The sequence below is a fragment of the Micromonospora sp. CNZ286 genome (assembly GCF_014207755.1).
This window is the reverse complement of sequence record NZ_JACHIZ010000001.1, coordinates 6,025,608-6,041,226: the sequence shown is the minus strand read 5'-3', so window position 1 is coordinate 6,041,226 and position 15,619 is coordinate 6,025,608. Positions and strand designations below refer to the sequence as shown.

Annotated in this window: 16 protein-coding genes and 1 pseudogene; 8 read left to right on the top strand and 9 right to left on the bottom strand. The window is 73.4% G+C overall.

The window, feature by feature from the left end; translation table 11 throughout:
* Nucleotides 1–27: 27 nt before the first annotated feature.
* A complete protein-coding gene (locus FHX31_RS26840) occupies nucleotides 28–678 on the bottom strand; it encodes an O-methyltransferase (protein ID WP_151015856.1) in 651 nt (216 codons plus the stop codon).
* Between the two features lie 212 nt (nucleotides 679–890).
* On the opposite strand from FHX31_RS26840, the gene FHX31_RS26835 reads away from it, so the two are divergent.
* Both FHX31_RS26835 and FHX31_RS26830 read left to right on the top strand, forming a co-directional pair.
* A complete protein-coding gene (locus FHX31_RS26835) occupies nucleotides 891–2,195 on the top strand; it encodes a S1C family serine protease (protein ID WP_176739741.1) in 1,305 nt (434 codons plus the stop codon).
* Nucleotides 2,196–2,267: 72 nt separating this feature from the next.
* Nucleotides 2,268–2,684, top strand: a complete 417-nt coding sequence (locus FHX31_RS26830) for a twin-arginine translocase TatA/TatE family subunit (protein WP_013283870.1) — start codon at nucleotides 2,268–2,270, stop codon at nucleotides 2,682–2,684.
* A gap of 59 nt (nucleotides 2,685–2,743) precedes the next feature.
* Here the strand turns inward: FHX31_RS26830 and FHX31_RS26825 are convergent, their stop codons facing one another.
* From FHX31_RS26825 to FHX31_RS26815, 3 genes are all read right to left on the bottom strand, one after another.
* Nucleotides 2,744–3,892, bottom strand: a complete 1,149-nt coding sequence (locus FHX31_RS26825) for an Mrp/NBP35 family ATP-binding protein (RefSeq protein ID WP_013473894.1) — start codon at nucleotides 3,890–3,892, stop codon at nucleotides 2,744–2,746.
* A 72-nt stretch (nucleotides 3,893–3,964) separates the two neighbouring features.
* Nucleotides 3,965–4,573: a DUF1003 domain-containing protein gene (locus FHX31_RS26820; protein ID WP_184977400.1), complete on the bottom strand. Its 609-nt coding sequence runs from the start codon at nucleotides 4,571–4,573 to the stop codon at nucleotides 3,965–3,967.
* The gene (locus tag FHX31_RS26815; protein WP_013283873.1) at nucleotides 4,566–5,852 is read right to left on the bottom strand and encodes a magnesium transporter MgtE N-terminal domain-containing protein; all 1,287 of its coding nucleotides are present in this window, start codon (nucleotides 5,850–5,852) and stop codon (nucleotides 4,566–4,568) included. Before FHX31_RS26815 ends, FHX31_RS26820 begins: the two co-directional genes overlap by 8 nt.
* A 33-nt stretch (nucleotides 5,853–5,885) precedes the next feature.
* Here FHX31_RS26815 and FHX31_RS26810 point away from each other — a divergent pair, with 33 nt between their 5' ends.
* Entirely contained in the window at nucleotides 5,886–6,755 is an 870-nt protein-coding gene (locus FHX31_RS26810) for a PhzF family phenazine biosynthesis protein (protein WP_013473895.1), read from the top strand.
* 42 nt (nucleotides 6,756–6,797) lie between these two features.
* On the top strand, nucleotides 6,798–7,331 hold the full coding sequence (locus FHX31_RS26805) for a hypothetical protein (protein WP_184977399.1): 534 nt from the start codon (nucleotides 6,798–6,800) through the stop codon (nucleotides 7,329–7,331).
* Nucleotides 7,332–7,356: 25 nt separating this feature from the next.
* Here the strand turns inward: FHX31_RS26805 and FHX31_RS26800 are convergent, their stop codons facing one another.
* The gene (locus FHX31_RS26800) at nucleotides 7,357–8,052 is read right to left on the bottom strand and encodes an HAD family hydrolase (protein ID WP_030273651.1); all 696 of its coding nucleotides are present in this window, start codon (nucleotides 8,050–8,052) and stop codon (nucleotides 7,357–7,359) included.
* 106 nt (nucleotides 8,053–8,158) lie between these two features.
* Here FHX31_RS26800 and FHX31_RS26795 point away from each other — a divergent pair.
* Both FHX31_RS26795 and FHX31_RS26790 read left to right on the top strand, forming a co-directional pair.
* Nucleotides 8,159–9,055, top strand: a pseudogene (locus FHX31_RS26795) (DMT family transporter); the annotation flags it as partial.
* A 124-nt stretch (nucleotides 9,056–9,179) separates the two neighbouring features.
* On the top strand, nucleotides 9,180–11,312 hold the full coding sequence (locus tag FHX31_RS26790; protein WP_236619361.1) for an APC family permease: 2,133 nt from the start codon (nucleotides 9,180–9,182) through the stop codon (nucleotides 11,310–11,312).
* A 2-nt stretch (nucleotides 11,313–11,314) separates the two neighbouring features.
* On the opposite strand, the gene FHX31_RS26785 is transcribed toward FHX31_RS26790, so the two are convergent.
* Together FHX31_RS26785 and FHX31_RS26780 are read right to left on the bottom strand one after the other, a co-directional pair.
* Complete coding sequence (locus FHX31_RS26785; protein WP_184977398.1) at nucleotides 11,315–11,602, bottom strand: hypothetical protein; 288 nt, start codon at nucleotides 11,600–11,602, stop codon at nucleotides 11,315–11,317.
* Between the two features lie 18 nt (nucleotides 11,603–11,620).
* Nucleotides 11,621–12,445 (bottom strand): SDR family NAD(P)-dependent oxidoreductase, encoded by an 825-nt coding sequence (locus tag FHX31_RS26780; RefSeq protein ID WP_162881502.1) that lies wholly within the window; start codon nucleotides 12,443–12,445, stop codon nucleotides 11,621–11,623.
* A 124-nt stretch (nucleotides 12,446–12,569) separates the two neighbouring features.
* On the opposite strand from FHX31_RS26780, the gene FHX31_RS26775 reads away from it, so the two are divergent.
* Nucleotides 12,570–13,526, top strand: a complete 957-nt coding sequence (locus FHX31_RS26775) for an HpcH/HpaI aldolase/citrate lyase family protein (protein ID WP_013283881.1) — start codon at nucleotides 12,570–12,572, stop codon at nucleotides 13,524–13,526.
* A 42-nt stretch (nucleotides 13,527–13,568) separates the two neighbouring features.
* Here FHX31_RS26775 and FHX31_RS26770 read toward each other — a convergent pair whose 3' ends face one another.
* Nucleotides 13,569–14,132 (bottom strand): DUF4190 domain-containing protein, encoded by a 564-nt coding sequence (locus FHX31_RS26770; RefSeq protein WP_184977397.1) that lies wholly within the window; start codon nucleotides 14,130–14,132, stop codon nucleotides 13,569–13,571.
* Between the two features lie 116 nt (nucleotides 14,133–14,248).
* Here FHX31_RS26770 and FHX31_RS26765 point away from each other — a divergent pair, with 116 nt between their 5' ends.
* Nucleotides 14,249–15,139 (top strand): SDR family NAD(P)-dependent oxidoreductase, encoded by an 891-nt coding sequence (locus FHX31_RS26765; RefSeq protein WP_184977396.1) that lies wholly within the window; start codon nucleotides 14,249–14,251, stop codon nucleotides 15,137–15,139.
* Nucleotides 15,140–15,142: 3 nt separating this feature from the next.
* Here the strand turns inward: FHX31_RS26765 and FHX31_RS26760 are convergent, their stop codons facing one another.
* Nucleotides 15,143–15,550 (bottom strand): DUF4190 domain-containing protein, encoded by a 408-nt coding sequence (locus FHX31_RS26760; protein WP_013283884.1) that lies wholly within the window; start codon nucleotides 15,548–15,550, stop codon nucleotides 15,143–15,145.
* Nucleotides 15,551–15,619: the final 69 nt, after the last annotated feature.

Genomic DNA, 15,619 nt, shown 5'->3' with positions numbered 1-15,619 from the left:
CGTGCAGGGCACGCCTGATCAGCCTGGTCAGGCCTTGACGGCGGCGAGCAGACCGTGGCCGACCGGCAGCAGCGCGGGCACCCAGTGCTCCGACTCGCGGATCGCCTTGATCGTCTCCCGTACGGTGACCGTCTCGACGTCCCGCGCGGCCGGGTCGCCGATCCGGCCGGCCGCCAGCGCGCCGTTGAGCGCGAGCACGCCGCCGGGGCGCAGCAGCCGCAGCGCCGCGTCCACGTACGCGGCGAAGCCGGTCGCCACCGCGTCCACGAAGACCAGGTCGTAGGCACCGTCCGCGAGCCGCGGCAGCACGTCGAGCGCCCGGCCGGTGATGATCCGGGTACGCCCCGACGGGAAGCCCGCCTCCTGGAACAGCCGCCGGGCGATGCGCTGGTATTCGACCTCGACGTCGATCGTGGTGAGCACGCCGTCGGGGCGCATGCCGCGCAGCAGCCACACGCCGCTCACCCCGGTGCCGGTGCCGATCTCCACCACGGCCCGGGCGTTGCCGGCGGCGGCGAGCAGCCGCAGGGCGGCACCCGACCCGGGCGTGACCGCCTCCACCCCCACCTCGTGGGCGAGGGCGCGGGCCGTGCGCAGCACGAGATCCTCGGTGACGAAAGACTCGGCGAAGTGGAGCGCCTGGGCCGTCGAACTGCCGTGACCGGCGACCGTGGCGATGGGACACCTCCGAGGGGCGGACTGGTGCGAGGGGCGGTATGCACTGTGAGCGTAGAGGCGGGCCGGTACCGGCGCAGCCGCGAGTCCGCCGCGGAGTGCTCACGGACGGCAACCCCTGACTCCGTTCGCGTCATCCGTGTAATCCTGGATGCGTCCCGCGCGTCACTGTCGTCCGGCTCCGCCGGCCGTCGGCGCGGGGCCAGCGGGACGGAGTGGGAGGCACCGACGTGACCGACGGCTGGGACTGGCGGCGGCCCGGCGGATCGCCGGCACCGGGTGGGCCGGCGTCCGGACGACCGCCGCAGGACGCCCCGGGTCAGGCGACGTCGCCGTGGTGGTCCGACGCGCTGGCCGACCCGTGGCGGGATCCGTACGCGCCCGCCGCCGTGGTGATCCCGGCGGCCCCGGCGTCCGGTGCGGGGGAGCCGGAGCCGGTCACCGACCCGGACCTGCCGACCCGGCCGGGGCTGCGCCAGGTGGTGCTGATCTCCCTGGTCACGGCGCTGCTGGCCGGTTCTCTCGGCAGCGCCCTCACGTACGCCTTCCTGCGCGGCGGTGACGTGCCGACGATCGGTGCGCAGACCGGGCAGGCCCCGGCGCTGGCCCAGCGCAAGCCCGAGTCGCTGGCCGGGGTGGCCGAGCGGGTCCTGCCCAGCGTGGTCACGATCCGGGTGGTCAGCCTCGGCGGCACCAGCGAGGGCTCCGGCTTCGTGGTGACCAGCGAGGGTCACATCGTCACCAACGACCACGTGGTCGCCGACGGCCCCGGCAAGGCCACTGTCGTGTTCAACGACGGCAGCACCGCCGCCGGCACCGTGGTCGGGCAGGATCCGGAGTCGGACCTCGCCGTGATCAAGGTCTCGCGCAGTGGGCTGACCCCGGTGCAGTTCGGCGACTCCGACGCGCTCGCCGTCGGTGACCCGGTGCTCGCCATCGGGTCGCCGTTGTCGCTCGCCAACACCGTCACCGCCGGCATCGTGAGCGCGCTGGACCGGACGATGCAGGCCGGCGAGCCGGGCGGGCCGACCCGCTACTACGCGGCGATCCAGACCGACGCCGCCGTCAACCACGGCAACTCCGGCGGCCCGCTGGTGGACGGCGCCGGGCGGGTGGTCGGCGTGAACTCGACGATCAAGTCGCTGGTGGCCGACGGGCAGGAGGCCGGCAACATCGGCCTCGCCTTCGCCATCCCGATCAACCAGGCGAAGCGGATCACCGAGGACATCATCGGCACCGGCAAGGCCCGGCGTACGGTGATCGGCGCCCAGGTCGGCGGCACCGGCGCCACCGGCGGCGGCGTACGCCTCAACGCGGTCGAGCCGGCCGGCCCGGCGGCGGCGGCCGGACTGCGTACCGGGGACGTGGTGCTCCGGCTGGACGGCCATCCGATGACCGATCCGACCGACCTGGTGGCCCTCGTGCGCAAGTACGCGCCCGGTTCCGTGGTGACAGTCGAGTACCGGCGCGGGTCGTCGCGGCAGAACGCGTCGGTGACGCTCGCCGCGGATGCGAAGTGAGGACCCGTCACCCCCTCCCCGATGGTCACCTGACGTGCGTAGTCTTGCCCTCACACGGACGAGGAGGCCGCGGTGTTCGAGAACCTGAACTGGTGGGAGATCGGCGTCCTGCTGCTCCTGGCGCTGTTGATCTTCGGCGATCGGCTGCCCAACGTGATCAACGACGGCCTCCGGATGGTCCGCAACCTGCGCAACATGGCGCGCAACGCGACCGGTGACCTGAGCCGCGAGCTGGGTACGGACATCCAGCTGGAGGATCTGCACCCCAAGGCGTTCATCCGCAAGCACCTGCTCAGCGAGGACGACGAGCAGGCGATCCGCAAGCCGCTCCAGAGCATGTACGACAACCTGCGCTCGGACGTCACAGGCGTGCACGACGAGCTGAAGGACGTGGCAAAGGCCGCCGACCTGCGTACCCCGAGGGTCGCGACCAGCACCCCGACCCCCGCGCCCCCGGCCCCCCGCCCGTCCTACGACGACGCCACCTGACCGCGCCCCCTCCCGCGTGCGGCGGGAAGGGGCGGTGGGAAGGGAGCGGTGGGTGAGGGTCAGCGGCCGGCCGGCTTGAGGCCCAGGGGCTTGCCGAGCAGGGACTCGCGGCGGACGGCCAAGCGGTCGGCGACCTCGAACAGCGCCTTCGCGGCAGGGGCGTCCGGCTGCGCCAGCACGATCGGCTGACCGGCGTCGCCGCCCTCACGTACCCGGGTGTCCAGCGGGATCTGCCCCAGCACCGGCACCTGCGCGCCGATCGTGCGGGTCAGCGACTCGGCCACCGCCGCGCCGCCACCGGCCCCGAAGACCTCCATCCGGGAGCCGTCCGGCATCTCCAGCCAGGACATGTTCTCGATCACGCCGACCACCCGCTGGTGGGTCTGCAGCGAGATCGCACCGGCCCGCTCGGCCACCTCGGCGGCCGCAGCCTGCGGCGTGGTGACGACCAGGATCTCCGCGTTCGGCAGCAACTGGGCCACCGAGATCGCGATGTCGCCGGTGCCCGGCGGCAGGTCGAGCAGGAGGACGTCCAGGTCACCCCAGTAGACGTCGGCGAGGAACTGCTGAAGCGCCCGGTGCAGCATCGGCCCGCGCCAGACCACAGCGGCGTTGCCGGGGGTGAACATGCCGATCGAGATGACCTTCACGCCGTGCGACTGCGGCGGCATGATCATGTCCTCGACGCGGGTCGGCGCGCCGTCGGCGCCGAGCATCCGGGGCACCGAGTGGCCGTAGATGTCCGCGTCCACCACGCCCACCGACAGGCCTCGCGAGGCCAGCGCGGCGGCCAGGTTGACTGTGACGCTGGACTTGCCGACACCGCCCTTGCCGCTGGCGACCGCGTAGACGCGGGTCCGCGAGCCCGGCTGGGCGAACGGGATCACCGGCTCGGCGGTGGCACCGCCACCGCGCAGCTTCGACTGGAGCTCCTGACGCTGCTCCGGGCTCATCACACCGAAGATGATCTCGACACCGCTCACGCCCGGTACCGCGCCGACGGCGGCGGTGATGTCACTGCGCAGCTTGTCCTTCAGCGGGCAGCCGGCCACGGTGAGCAGCAGCTCCACCCGGACCACGCCGTCCTCACCACGCTCGGCGGACTGGACCATGCCGAGTTCGGTGATCGGCCGGCGGATCTCCGGGTCGTTGACGGTGGCCAGGGCGGCCTGGATCGCGTCGGAGACGGTGCTGACGGGTGCTGACATGCCCGCAATGCTACGTCGCGGGTCATCGGCCCCCGCCGCTGGCGGGGGCGGTGTGAGCGATTCGATGACCGCTCAGCCGTCGCGCCGGCCGTCCCGCGCGTAGTCGCTGTCCAGCTCGTCCCGGGGCTCGTCCGGCGGCTCGCCGCCGCCCGTCCGCCGGCCCTCCCGCTCCTGCTGCCGCCGCTCCCGCCTGCGCCGCCGCTCGGCCGCCTCGTCCAGCTCCTCACCCAGCCGGGTCAGCTCCGAGCGCAGGAAGTCCCGGGTCGCCACGTCACCCATCGCGATTCGCAGCGCGGCGATCTCCCGGGCCAGGTACTCCGTGTCGGCCTTCTGGAGCGTGGCCCGCCGCCGGTCCTCGTCCATCGCGATCCGGTCCCGGTCCGCCTGCCGGTTCTGCGCGAGCAGGATCAACGGCGCCGCGTACGACGCCTGCAGGGAGAGGATCAAGGTCAAGAACGTGAAGGTGTACGGGTCGAAGCGCAGACTCGCCGGCGCCAGCGTGTTCCACAGGAACCAGGCCACCAGGATCAGCGTCATGTAGACGAGGAAGTTCGCCGTACCCATGCCCCGGGCGATGCCCTCGGCCCAGCGGCCGAACGTCTCCGCGTCGATCCGCGGCAGGTGCAGGCTCCGCGGGGCGCGCGGCTGGTCGAGCCGGTCGCCGCGTCGCTGGTCACTCATCGTCGCCGTCCAGGGTGCCGTCGTCGGTGGCGGACGAGGTGGGGGCCGCGTCCCGGTCCCGCCAGTCCCGCGGCAGGGAGTGGTCCAGCACGTCGTCCACTGTCACCGCGCCGACCAGCCGGTTGTTCCGGTCCACCACCGGCATGCCGACCATGTCGTACGTGGCCATCCGGCGGGTGATCTCGGGCAGCGGGGTCGACGTGCGCAGCGGGTCGATGTCGTTCACCACGATGCCGCCGAGCAGGTCGGCCGGCGGTTCGCGGAGCAACCGCTGGAAGTGCACCATACCCAGGTAGCGGCCGGTCGGCGTGGTCAGCGGGGCACGGGCCACGAAGACCTGGGCCGCCACCGCGGGGGACAGCTGCGCCTCCCGGATCCGGGCCAGCGCCTCGGCCACCGTGGCGTCCGGCGGCAGGATCACCGGCTCCGAGGTCATCACGCTGCCGGCAGTGCCGGAGGCGTAGCGCAGCAGCTGGCGTACCGGGTCGGCCTCGTCCGGCTCCATGAGGTCCAGCAGCACGTCCTGCTCCGGCGGGGGCAGCTCGTTGAGCAGGTCGGCCGCGTCGTCCGGCTCCATCTCCTCCAGCACGTCGGCGGCGCGCTGGCGGTCCAGCGCGGCCAGGATCTCCACCTGGTCGCGCTCGGGCAGCTCGCTCAGCACGTCGGCCAGGCGTTCGTCGTCGAGCGCGGCGGCCACCTCGTTGCGCCGGGCGTCGGGCAGATCCTGGAGGGCGTTCGCCAGGTCGGCCGGGCGCATGTCCTCCAGGACGGCGAGCAGGTTCGCCGTACCCCGGTTGTCGCCGACTGCGCCCAGCCCGCGGACCCGGTCCCAGTCGACCTGGTGGAGGTGGCCGCGGCGGGTGAGCCGGCCGGTGTGCTCGCGCACGGCGACGCGGCTCAGCGCCCACTCGCCGCCGCGGCTGGACTCCATCGCCACGTCCACCACCGAGCCGGCCTGCCCGCTGTCGAGCTGGACCCGGCGGTCCAGCAGTTCCTGGAGCACCAGCAGTTCGTTCGGGCGCTTCTCGAACCGGCGCAGGTTGAGCGTGCCGCTGCCGAGCACCACCGCGTCTGTGTCGATGGAGGTGATCCGGTTGATGGACAGGAAGATGCGCCGCCGCATCGGCATCTCGGCGACCAGACCGACCACCTCCGGCGGTCGCTGGGTCGCCCGCATCCGGGCCACCGCGTCGCGGACGCGGCCGACCTGGTCGCCGTTCGGGTCGAAAACGGCGACTCCGGCGAGTCGAGCGAGGTAGACCCGGTTCGGCGTGCTCACGGGCACCAGCCTAAGGGCCTACTCTCTAACAACATGTCGACCTTGGGCTACGAGATCGTGGACGTCTTCACCGACCGCCCGTTCGCCGGCAACCCGCTGGCCGTGGTGTTCGGCGCGGAAGGGCTGGCCACCGAGCAGATGCAGGCGCTCGCGCTGGAGTTCAACCTGTCCGAGACGGTCTTCGTGCTGCCGCCGACGCAGGTGGGCGCCACCTACCGGGCCCGGATCTTCACCCCGGCCGACGAGCTGCCCTTCGCCGGGCACCCGAGCGTCGGCGCCGCGGTGACCGCGAGCCGGCGTGGCGTCTTCGGCGCGGGCCGGGTCACCCAGGAGTGCGGCGCCGGCGTCCTGCCGATCGAGGTGACAGCCACCGGCGCGACGCTCACCGGCGGCACGCCCACGCTCGGCCCGGAACTCGACCCGGAGCCGCTGCTGGAGATGGTCGGCCTCACCGGCCCCGACCACGTCGGCCCGCCACCGCGGGTCGCCGGGTGCGGCCTCGAATTCCCCTATCTTCCGGTACGCCCGGACGCGGTGGCCCGGGCACGGTTGAACACGACGGCGGCGCAGCGGTACGGAGTGGAGCACGTCAGCCTCTTCTCCTGGGAGCCCGGTTCGCAAACCGCACACGCCCGGGTCTTCGTGCCGGGGCTCGGCGTACCGGAGGACCCGGCGACCGGCTCGGCCGCCCTGGGACTGGGCGTGTGGCTGGTCGCCAGCGGCCTGCTGCCCGGCGAGGGCCGCGCGGAGTACACCGTCCGGCAGGGCATCGAGATCAACCGTCCGTCGACGCTCGCCTGCACGGTGACCGCGTCCGGCGGGCTGGCGGTGGGCGCCACCGTCTCCGGCCAGGTCATGCCGGTGGCCCGAGGCGAGATCACCGTCCCCCCGTTCATCGGCTGACCGCCCCGCCCGTGGCTCTCTCCGGGGTGGGGTGGGCGGTGGATGGGGCAGGATGGCGGGGTGAGTGACGAGGTGGACGAGCGGGTGACGCCGCCGCTCATGGACGAGGCGGTGAAGAAGGCCGCGGTCTGCTGGGTGAGCACCGCCGGCGGCCCGGCGTACGCGCTGTGGTGCCTGCCGCTGGAGGGCACCCTGCTGGTGGTCACCGGTCCCGGCGAGCAGGCCGCACCCGGGCTGGCCGACAGCGACACGGCCGACGTGACGCTGCGCGGCGACCACGGCGGGCGGATCGTCAGCTGGCCGGCGCGGGTGACCCGGCTGCAACCGGGCACCGAGGAGTGGGACACCGTCGCGCCGCTGGTCGCGGCGAAGCGGCTCAACGCTTCCGGCTCCGCCGCCGAGTTGGTGGAGCGGTGGGCGGCACAGGGGTGCGCGCTGAACCGGCTCGCGCCCGCCGGCACCGCGGTGTCCGGCGCCGACCTGCCGGCCGGCTCGCTGAGCGAGCAGCCCCGACCGACCCCTGTGGTACGGGCCGTCCGCAAGCCGTTCCGCCTGCACCGCGTCCGCCGCCGCTGACCGTGCGAACCGTCGGCGGGCCGGGTCAGGCGACGGGGACCGGGTCGAGCAGGTCGAGCACGCCCCTCAGTGAGGTCAGCGACGGCCCGTCGAAACCGTGGTCGGCGTTGAGGACCACGTGGTCGGCAAGATCCGGTGCCGCCAACCGGGCGGCGCTCAGCCCCGCCCGCTCCGCGCCGGTCAGTTCCTGGCTGTCGCCGTCCCCGACGTAGAGGCAGTCGGCCGGGGCCTGGCCGAGCCGGTAACACGCGGCCAGGTAGAGCGCCGGGTCCGGCTTGCAGCGTCCGAGGCGTACCGAGAAGACCTGGGCGTCGAGCAGCGGCGCGACGGCGAGCTGCGGCAGGAACGCCGGTAGTTCGTGCGTGCAGTCGCTGACCAGCCCGGTACGGACGCCCCGGTGGCGCAACGCGGCCAGCACCGGCACCGCCTCGGCGCGTAGCCGGGTGTCCGCGCGTACTGCCCGGTGCCGGGTGGCGACGGCGGCGCGCACGGTCGCGTCGGACGGGTGGACGCCGAGCCGGGCGCACACCCAGCGCATCGTCGACTCGGCGTTCCCGAAGGAGCCGCTGGCCCGTTCGTAGAAGCTGCTGTCCAGCACCTCCACCAGGGCCTCGGTGGAGCAGCCGAGCATGTCGGCGGTGGCGCGGTGGGCGGCTCCGCGCCGCACGCCATGGGTCAGGGTGCCGAAGAAGTCGAACAGCACCGCCTGGAATCCGGGCATGAGGGAACGCCTCCGGACGTCGAGGGGGGATCGCCGGGACGCGCATGATCGTAACGGAGTGCTGACTTTCCGTGTCGGTCGGGTGTCCGTGTGAGGATTACCGTTCGTGCCGACCGTTCCGCATCGCCCGCCGCTCGACGCGCTGACGGTGGGCGCGCTCGCCCTGGCCGTCGCCTCGGTCTCGTCCTCGGCGCCGCTCGTGGCGTTCGCCGCCGCGTCGGCGCTGGCAGTGGCGTTCTGGCGTACCGCGTTGTCGGTGGCGGTCCTGGGCCCTGTCGCGTTGACCAGGAGGCGCGCCGAACTCCGGGCGCTGACAGTCGGGCCGGGCCGGCGCGAGGGGCTCTACTGCGTACTCTCCGGGGTCGCCCTCGCCGCCCACTTCGCCACCTGGATGCCGAGCGCGCAGCTCACCTCGGTGGCGGCCGCGACCGCGCTCGGGGCGACGCAGCCGGTGTGGCAGGGGCTGATCGCCCGCGGGCAGGGGCGGCGGCTGCCGACGGCGGTGTGGGCCGGAATCGCGGTGGCGGTGCTCGGCGCGGTGCTCGCCACCGGCGCCGACTTCGGCGTCTCCGGCCGGGCGTTCGCCGGCGACCTGCTCGCGGTGGTCGGCGGACTGTTCGCGGCCGTCTACACCGCGTTCGGCGAGCGGGCCCGGGCCAGCATCAGCACCACCACCTACACCACCGTCTGCTACGGCGTCTGCGCGGCGATCCTGCTCGTGGTGTGCCTGGTCGGCGGCGTACGCCTGCACGGCTTCGACGGCCCGACCTGGCTGGCGATCCTCGGCCTGGTGGCGGGCGCCCAGCTGCTCGGCCACTCGATGTTCAACTACGCCCTGCACCGGGTCTCCGCGACCACAGTCAGCGTGCTGATCCTGCTGGAGGCGCCCGGCGCGGCGCTGATCGGCTGGGTGTGGCTGGGGCAGTTGCCCCGGCCGCTGGCCCTGCCGGGCCTGGCGCTGCTGCTGGCCGGCGTTGCGGTGGTGGTGCTCGGCGGCGCGCGCCGGCCGTCGCGTCGCGCCGGTCGCGGCCCCCGCCGACCCGACGCCGCTCGGCGACTGAGCCGGTCGGGGCGAAGTCGCGCCGTTCCGGCCACCGGGCCGTCCGGTTTGCACGAAAGTGCTCAGGGTGGGGGCGGACCGGGACGACGCGGCGGAGGCGGGCACCGTCGTCACGCCCTCGGCCGAGTTCCCGCCGCTCGGCGACGAGGAACGGGCGGCGCTCGGCCGGATCGGTGAGCGCTGGCGCGGCCCGCGCCGCGCCGACGACCTGCCGGTCGACCCGACGCTCGGGCGGCACGACCGGCACCCGGCGCCCACCCGGTTCGGCCGGCTGGCGCCGATCGACATGTTCACGGTGGCGCAGCCGGACGAACTGGTCGCCACCGGTGCGGCCGACCTGCCCGGTGACCGGGCCGGCCGGACCGCCGCCCGGGTCCGCCGGGCCCTGCTCGGGCCGCCGCTGTCCAGCGCGTCGGTGCTTTACGAGCGGATGCGCAAACTCGTCGCGCTGCCGGTGCTCTCGTCGGACCTGCTCAGCTCCGTGGCGTACGGGCCGGAGGCGATGCTCGCCGTGCTGGTGCTGGCCGGGAGCGCCGCGCTCGGGCTGGCCCTGCCGCTCGCCGCCGTGCTCGTGGTGCTGATGGTCGCCGTCGGCCTCTCCTACCGCCAGACCATCCCGGCCTATCCGCACGGCGCCGGCTCCTACATCGTCGCGGGGGACAACCTCGGGCGCACGCCGGGACTCGCCGCCGCGGCCGGGCTGATGCTCGACTACGTGCTGACCGTGTCCGTGTCGGTGGCGGCCGGGGTGCACGCGGTCACCTCGGCGCTACCCGGGCTCAGCTCGTGGGCGGTGCCGCTCGGGGTGCTGGTGATCGCGGTGCTGCTCGCCGGCAACCTGCGCGGCGTACGCACCGCGGGGAACATCTTCGTGCTGCCCACGTACGCGTTCGTGGTGGTGCTGCTCGCGGTGCTGGCTGTGGGTTACGCGAAGGCCGCGGCGCGGGGTTTCGCACCGGTGCCGCCGCCGTCGGTGCCCGCCGCCGAGGGCCTGGGCCTGCTGCTGGTGCTGCGGGCGTTCTCCTCCGGCGCGGTGTCGATGACCGGCATCGAGGCGGTCTCCAACGCGGTGCCCGCGTTCCGCCCGACCGAGTGGCGCAACGCCCGCACCACGCTCGGCTGGATGGTCGCCATGCTCGTCACGCTGTTCGCCGGCCTGGTCGGGCTGATCCACCTCGACGGCCTGGTGCCCCGGGCGGACGAGACGCTGCTGTCCCAACTCGGCCGGGTGACGTTCCCGAGCGGGCCCGGGTACGCGATCCTCCAGGCCACCACCGCGCTGATCCTGCTGCTCGCCGCGAACACGGCGTTCAACGACTTCCCCCGGCTGCTGTTCTTCATGGCCCGCGACGGGCACGCGCCGCGCCGGTTCCTGCACATGGGTGACCGGCTGGCGTTCAGCAACGGGCTGGTGGCGCTGGCGCTGACCGCAGCGGCGGTGTTCGTCGCGTTCGGCGGGCACACCGAGCGGCTGATCCCGCTGTACGCGGTGGGCGTGTTCCTCGCCTTCACGCTGTCCCAGACCGGGATGGTGGTGCACTGGCGGCGCCACCGGGGGCCGGGATGGCGCCGCCGGCTCGCCGTCAACGCGGCCGGGGCGGCGCTGTCCGGGCTGGTGCTGCTGACCGCGGCGGTCGCCAAGTTCACCGAGGGCGCCTGGGTGGTGGTGCTCGCCGTGCCGCTGCTCGTGCTGCTGTTCCGCCGGATCCACAGGCACTACGCCCGGCTGCACCACGCGCTGGCTCTGCATCCGCCGCCGTCCGCGCCGCCCGCCGAGGGCGACGAACTGCCCCAGCAGGTACGCCACCTGGTGGTCGTGCCGGTGGCCCGGCTGAACCGGGCCTCGCTGCGCGCGCTGGCGTACGCGACGTCACTCGGGCGGCCGACGCTCGCGGTGCACCTCGCTCCCGAGGAGGCCGAGGCAGACCGGTTCCGGGAACAGTGGCGGGCCTGGGGCGACCACCTGCGGCTGGAGACGATCGTGTCGCCGTACCGGTCGGTGATCGGGCCGCTGGCGCACTACCTGGAGGCGTTGCACGCCGCGAGCCCGGACCTGACGCTCACCGTGATCGTGCCGGAGGTGGTGCTGCGCCGGCGGCGGTACCGGCTGCTGCACAGCCGCGCCGAGCAGCGGCTACGGGTCGCGTTGCGCGCGCTGCCCGGCGTGGTGGTCACGAGCGTCCCGGTGCACGTGTCGTGACCTCAGACGTCGTGGACCTCCAGCACCCGGGTGGCGGGGGCCGCGTCGCCCAGCTCGGCGCGCAGCGCGACGCGCTCCGGGTCGACCAGGAACGCGTCGAGCCCGGCGCGGGCGGCGAACCGGATGACGTGCACCTCGGTCTCCCCGTCCCCGGTGCGCAGCCGCCGTTCCAACTCGCCGCCGTGCCGGTCGAGCAGCGCCAGCACCGCGTCCTCGTACCGCCGCCCGGCGTTCACGTCGGCGCTCAGGTCGACGAGCGCGACCAGCAGGACCGCTTGCTCCGTGGTCATGTGTTCCTCTCGGTTCCGTCAGGCGTCCAGCCCGAGCGCCTTCGCGCTGGCCGTCCAGAGCCGGGCGGCCAGCGCCGGGTCGGCGGCCTTGGGCCGGGGCCGGTGCGGCTTGCGGTCGGCGTAGTAGCCGCCGTCGATCAGCCGGGCCGGATCCTGGCAGGCGAGCCAGACGAGCGTCTCCGCGCCCTTCTCCGGGCTGCGGAACGGCAGCAGCCGCATGCCGAGCGCCACGATCCGGCTCTCGTTGCCGAAGCGGGTACGCACCACGCCGGGGTGGAACACGTGCGCCGGCACCTCCGGCCAGCGTCGCGCCGCCTCGGCGGTGAACAGGATGTTCGCCTGCTTGCTGGTGCCGTACGCGCGGAACGGCCGGTAGGAGCGCAACGCGGAGTTGAGGTCGTCCGGGTCCAGCACACCGCTGCGGTGCGCGTCCGATCCGGTGACCACCATCCGCCCGATCCGGTCCCGCAGCAGGTTGCTGAGCAGGAACGGGGCGAGGTGGTTGGCCTGCATGCTCAGCTCGAACCCGTCGACCGTGGTGATCGGTTCCAGCACGATCGCGCCGGCGTTGTTGGCGAGCACGTCGATCCGGTCGTACCGCTCGCGCAACCGCTCGGCGAGCCCGCGTACGTCGTCGAGCACCGCGAAGTCGGCGCGGAACAGCTCCGGCTGCTCGCCGCAGCACTCGCGGACCCGTTCGCCCGCGGCGCGCAGCCGGGCCGGGTCGCGGCCGACCAGCACCACCTGGTCACCGCGGCGCGCCAGTTCCTCCGCGGCGGCCAGCCCGATGCCGGAGCTGGCCCCGGTCAGCACCACGATCCGACGCTCAGTGAGATCTTCCACAGGTCCATTCACCCCGGTCACGGCACGAGGTTACCGTGGCGTCACCACGCCCTTTGGGATCGTTAAGTTCTCGAAATCCACCGCTGCGCCGGCACTCGCGCCGGACGCTGGAAGGAGCGCATCCATGACCGCTGTCGGTCGTCCCCGCCGATCCTGCCTGGCGGTACCCGGCTCCAGCGTCAAAATGCTCGGCAAGGCCCAGGGCCTCCCCGCCGACCAGGTCTTCCTGGACCTGGAGGACGCGGTCGCCCCGCTGGCCAAGCCGGACGCGCGCAAGAACATCGTGGCCGCGCTGAACGAGGGCGACTGGGCGGGCAAGACCCGCGTGGTCCGGGTCAACGACCTGACCACGCCGTGGACCTACCGGGACGTCATCGAGGTGGTAGAGGGCGCCGGGGCGAACCTGGACTGCATCATGCTGCCGAAGGTGCAGAACGCCGAGCAGGTGCACTGGCTGGACCTGCTGCTCACCCAGATCGAGAAGACGCTCGGCCTGGAGGTGGGCCGGATCGGCATCGAGGCGCAGATCGAGAACGCGGCCGGGCTGGTGAACGTGGACGCCATCGCCGGCGCCTCGCCCCGGGTCGAGACGATCATCTTCGGCCCGGCCGACTTCATGGCCTCGATCAACATGAAGTCGCTGGTGGTCGGCGCGCTGATCCCGGACTACCCGGGCGACCCGTACCACTACATCCTCATGCGCATCCTGATGGCCGCGCGGATGCACGACAAGCAGGCCATCGACGGCCCGTTCCTGCAGATCCGGGACGTGGACGCGTTCCGCGAGGTGGCGAAGCGCTCGGCGGCGCTGGGCTTCGACGGCAAGTGGGTGCTGCACCCCGGCCAGATCGACGCCGCGAACGAGGTCTACTCCCCGGCGCAGGCCGACTACGACCACGCCGAGCTGATCCTCGACGCGTACGACTACTACACCTCGGAGGCGGGCGGGAAGCTCGGCGCGGTGATGCTCGGCGACGAGATGATCGACGAAGCGTCCCGCAAGATGGCGCTGGTGATCGCCGCGAAGGGCCGCGCCGCCGGCATGTCCCGTACCTCCTCGTTCACCCCGCCCTCGGAGTGACCGGCCCGGGCCGCCCCGAGTTCGCGGGGCGGCCCGCCGAGTTCAGTAGGTCGTGCTGTCGTAGCCGGACGAGTCCTGGTTGGCCGCCCAGACAATGAAGATCACGATGGCGGCGGTGGCCAGCACGGCCAGCACGGTGGCGATCCAGCCGACGATGATGCCTGCGGTGGCGAAGCCCTCGCCGCCCTCGCCGCGTTCCCTGATCTGCTTACGGGACACGTGGCCGAGGATCGCGCCCACCACGCCGATGTAGCCGCCGAGGCCGTAACCGCAGAGGCCGAGCGCGCCGACGATCGAAATGACCATCGCGGCGATGGCCAGGCCGTTCTGCTTCGGTCCGGAGGGGTACCCGTATCCGGGATAACCACCCGGGGGCGGGTACGCGCCCGGCTGCGGATAGGCGCCCGGCGGGTAACCGGCCGCCGCGTACGGGTCGGCGGACTTCATGCCGGCGTACGGGTCGGCGGACGCGTACGGGTCCGCCGAGGTGGGCTGGGCCGGGATGGGATTGCCGGCCATCGGCAGCATCGGGTCGGCCGGTGGGCTCGACTGCGGCCCGGCCGCCGAGGGGTCCTGCCAGCCACCGGACGGTGGGGGATAGGTCATCTGATCATCTCCAGGTACGTGGTCGCGCTCAGGGTAGCCACCTTGCGCGCGACACGGACGTCCCCTTTCCGGCCACCGCGTTGCCCGTGGGGTCGGCACGGGGCAGGATCCTCGGCATGGCACTTGACGCGCGTGGGGGTCGGTCGCGACGGGACATGAGCCGGCCGGGGTCGGTGCGGCGCCCGCGCGCCGGCGAGCCGGTCGGCGCCGCCGACTCCGAACGGCCGGCGCCGCTGCCGGAACCGGCCACCATGCGCCTGGACGGCCGGGTCGCGCTGGTGACCGGCGCGGGCAGTCCGGACGGCATCGGGTACGCGACCGCGCGCCGGCTGTCCGACCTGGGCGCCCGGGTGGCGATCGTGTCCACCACGAGGCGCATCCACGAACGCGCGGGCGAGCTGGGCGTCACCGGTTTCGTCGCCGACCTCACCGACGAGTCGGAGGTGGGCGCGCTCGCCGACGCGGTGGCCGAGCAGCTCGGCGACGTCGAGGTGCTGGTGAACAACGCGGGCCTGGCGAGCCGGGCCAGCCCGGAGGTGCTGCGGCCGGTGGCCCAGCTGACGTACGACGAGTGGCGCGGCGAGATCGACCGCAACCTGACCACCGCATTCCTGTGCAGCCGTGCGTTCATCGGCGGCATGGCCGAGCGGGGCTGGGGCCGGATCGTCAACCTGGCCGCCACCGCCGGGCCGGTCAACGCGCTGCCCACCGAGGCGGCCTACGCGGCGGCCAAGGCCGGTGTGGTCGGGCTGACCCGGGCGCTGGCGATGGAGATGATCGCCGACGGGGTGACGGTGAACGCGGTGGCGCCCGGAATCATCCACACCGCGGCGTCCACCATGGCCGAGATCAAGCAGGGCCTGGGTACGCCGGTCGGGCGTCCCGGCACGCCGGACGAGGTGGCCGCGGCCATCGCGTTCCTCTGCTCACCGGCCGCGTCGTACATCACCGGGCAGATGCTCGTGGTCGACGGCGGCAACAGCGTCCGGGAGGCGCAGTTCCGCTGACTGTCAGTAGGTGCCGTTGTCGGAGTTGGCCCAGATCGCCAGCCCGATCCAGCCGCAGCAGACCAGCAGGCCGATCGCGGTGAAGATGTAGCTGAGGATCAGTCCCCAGTTGGCGAGCTGGTCGCCGTCCTCGCCGGTCTGCCGGATCTGCCGCTTGGCCAGGTGGCCGCAGACGATGCCGGCGGGCGCGAAGACGAACGCGAAGACGAGCGACAGGATGGCGAGCACGTTCGTGCCACGGGGGCCTGGTCCCGGCCCCTGGCCGGGCGGGCCGTACTGGCCGTAGGGCGGCTGCGGTGCGTACGGCGGTTGCTGGCCCCACTGCGGGTGCTGCTGGCCGTACTGCGGCTGCCCGTACGGCTGGCCGTGCGACGGCGGCTCGTACGGCGACGGTGGCTGCTCGTCGGTCACGGGCGCCCCTTTCCCCAGGTCGACGGCCCTTTCTCTTGCGGACGCTACCCGCAGCGGTGAACCTTTTCA